General features: G+C 72.8%; 3 protein-coding genes. 2 read left to right on the plus strand and 1 reads right to left on the minus strand.

All coding sequences use genetic code 11. The annotated features are described in order from the left end of the window. Together B8460_RS14530 and B8460_RS14535 are read left to right on the plus strand one after the other, a co-directional pair. Nucleotides 1-159, plus strand: a 159-nt coding sequence (locus tag B8460_RS14530; protein ID WP_048862333.1) for a heme exporter protein CcmB, incomplete at its 5' end; no start/stop codon positions are given. Between the two features lie 128 nt (nucleotides 160-287). Next, a complete protein-coding gene (locus tag B8460_RS14535) occupies nucleotides 288-2012 on the plus strand; it encodes an alpha-amylase family glycosyl hydrolase (protein WP_084623682.1) in 1725 nt (574 codons plus the stop codon). Here B8460_RS14535 and B8460_RS22085 read toward each other — a convergent pair. Further along, the coding region (locus B8460_RS22085) for a hypothetical protein (protein ID WP_048862334.1) at nucleotides 2009-2656 on the minus strand (648 nt) is incomplete at its 5' end. The genes B8460_RS14535 and B8460_RS22085 overlap by 4 nt on opposite strands.

The following is a 2656-nucleotide window of genomic DNA, read 5'->3' on the forward strand; positions in this document are numbered from 1 at the left end:
CCGCTCGCGGTGCCGGTGCTGATCTTCGGCGCGGCGGCGGCGGACGCGGCCTCGGCCGGGCTGTCGCCACGGCCGCAGCTGCTGCTGCTGGCCGCCTATCTGGCGGCGGCGCTGCCGCTGTGTCCGATCGCTGCCGGTGCTGCATTGCGGCAAGAATGATGCCGTCATTGCAGCCGTTTTGACACAATCGGCAGGCTGAATGCTTCTGGGTGGCGCCCGGATGCAGGGGAACGTTGCCTCGGGTGTGTCCGGCACCGTACCAAGGCCGGGTGAGAGGGCATCAACCTATGTTAGACGGCGAGCCGAACTCCGACTGGTGGCGCGGCGCCGTCATCTATCAGGTCTATCCGCGCAGCTTCCTCGACACCGACGGCGACGGGATCGGCGATCTGCCCGGCATCACACGGCAGGTGCCATACATCGCCTCGCTCGGCGTCGATGCGGTGTGGCTGTGCCCGGTCTTCCTCTCGCCGCAGCGCGACTTCGGCTACGACATCGCCGATCATACCGCGATCGACCCGCGCTTCGGCACGCTGGAGGATTTCGACATCCTCGTGGCGCGGCTGCACGCGCACGGGCTGCGGCTGCTGATCGACCTCGTCTGGGCGCACACCTCCGACGCGCATCCCTGGTTCCGCGACAGCCGCGCCGGGCGCGAGGGGCCGCTGTCGGACTGGTATGTCTGGGCCGACCCCCGGCCGGACGGCACGCCGCCCAACAACTGGCTGTCGGTCTTCGGCGGCAGCGCCTGGACGTGGGAGCCGCGGCGGCGGCAGTACTACCTGCATCATTTCCTGCCGAGCCAGCCGGCGCTGAACCTGCGCAACCCCGCGGTGGTCGAGGCACAGGCTTCGGTCGCGCGCTTCTGGCTGGATCGCGGCGTGGACGGGTTCCGGCTGGATGCGATGGACTTCCTGCTGCACGACCCGGCGCTGCGCGACAACCCGGCCGCTATCCGGCCCGAGGGCGCGCCGCTGCCGGCCAAGCTGTTCGGCATGCAGGAACATCCCTACGACATGATGCATCCCGACGGGGCGGCGGTGATGCGCGAAGTCCGCCGCATCGTCGATGCCTATCCGGGGGCCTGCATCCTGGGCGAATTCTCCAGCCAGCCCGGCGCCTTTGCCCGCGTGGCCGCCGCGACCGCCGGGGTCGACCGGCTGCATATGGGCTACACGCTGGGTCCGCTGCGCGGCGGATATGACTGGACCAGCGTGCGCGCCCTGCTGGAAGAGGTCGCGCTCCACGCCGACGACGGCTGGTACTGCTGGTCGTTCAGCAATCACGACGTCGAACGCGCCGCCTCGCGCTGGGGTCCGTATGCGGAGCGTGCCGGTCACCCGACCGGGCCGGAGGGGCCGGCACGGGCGCGGCAGCTGCTCGCGCTGCTGATGACCCTGCGCGGCAGCGTCAGCCTCTATCAGGGCGAGGAGCTTGGCCTGCCGGAGGCCGATCTCGGGTTCGAGGATCTGCACGACCCGTTCGGCATCGCCTACTGGCCGGAGTTCCGCGGCCGCGACGGCAGCCGCACGCCCATGCCCTGGCGGGCCGACGCGCCGCATGCGGGGTTCACCACCATCGCGCCGCCCGGACGTCCCTGGCTGCCGGTGCCGGCGGCACACGCGGCGCTGGCCGTGGATGTCCAGGAGACGCATCCCGGCAGCATGCTCGACTACACCCGCGCGCTGCTGCGCTGGCGACGGCGCGAGCCATGCCTGCGTCACGGCAGCTTCCGCGTCCTCGACCTGCCGGCGCCGGTGATCGGCTTCGAGCGGGCGCATGACGGGCAGGCGCTGATCGCCCTGTTCAACCTGTCCGGCGAGACGGTTCCGGTGCGGTCCCCTGCCCTGCTGGAACGCCTCCCGCCCAGCATGTCCGCCGGCGGCGCCGTCGTCCTGCCGCCGCACGGCAGCATCTTCGGCATGGCGCTATGGACGGACGTCGCCCCGGCGGTGCCGGCACCGGCCGATCCGGCCGCCGCGCTGATGCGCGCCGACGGGGACCCGGCCTAGCCGCCGAACAGCCGGCGGAACAGGCCCGGACGCTTCTCGCGGCCGTGCGCCACGTGCGGCATGCGGGCCGGCGGGCGCAGCGCGGAGCTCAGCAGATGTCGCCCGGCGTCGCCTTCCATGATGCGGGCGCGCTGGAAGGCGATGATGCGTGCCGTCTCATCGTCCGGGCGAAGCAACTCGAGCCGTTCGCAGCTGGCCAGCGCGTCGTTGAACAGGCCGGCACGACGCTGCGCGTCGATCCGGGCGAGGGCATGGCCGATCGCGCGCGGTTCCGCCCAGAGATCCGCCGCCTCCTTTCGCCACCGTGTCGCGTCGGCCGCGTCCCCCGCGTCGTCGGCGGTCCAGGCGGCGTGCAGCATCGCCTCCGCCGCCTGTTCCCACTCGCCCGCCTCGCGGCAGATCATGGCGTGGCGCAGAAACGGCAGCGCGTCGGCCGCCGCCGTCAGCGTGCGGTAGGCCGGGTCCTCGACCGTCGCCGACGCCGTCGCCGGCAGGGCGGCGAGGTCGGGGGCTGCGGCGCCGCAGCCGGCGCAGGTCGCGATCCAGCGGCGCAGCGTCTCCCGTGCCGGCTCGCCGGGCCGGAGGTCGAGATCGGGCGAGGTCGTGCTCGGCGGCGGCCGGAACGGCAGCGGCGCAGGCGCGCC

Origin of the sequence: Acidisphaera rubrifaciens HS-AP3, from assembly GCF_000964365.1 — a bacterium.
Classification (GTDB): domain Bacteria; phylum Pseudomonadota; class Alphaproteobacteria; order Acetobacterales; family Acetobacteraceae; genus Acidisphaera; species Acidisphaera rubrifaciens.

What these genes read in the sequence shown, in the direction of transcription:
- B8460_RS14535 (WP_084623682.1), top strand. Translation starts at nt 288, where the DNA reads ATGTTAGACGGCGAGCCGAACTCCGACTGGTGGCGCGGCGCCGTCATC.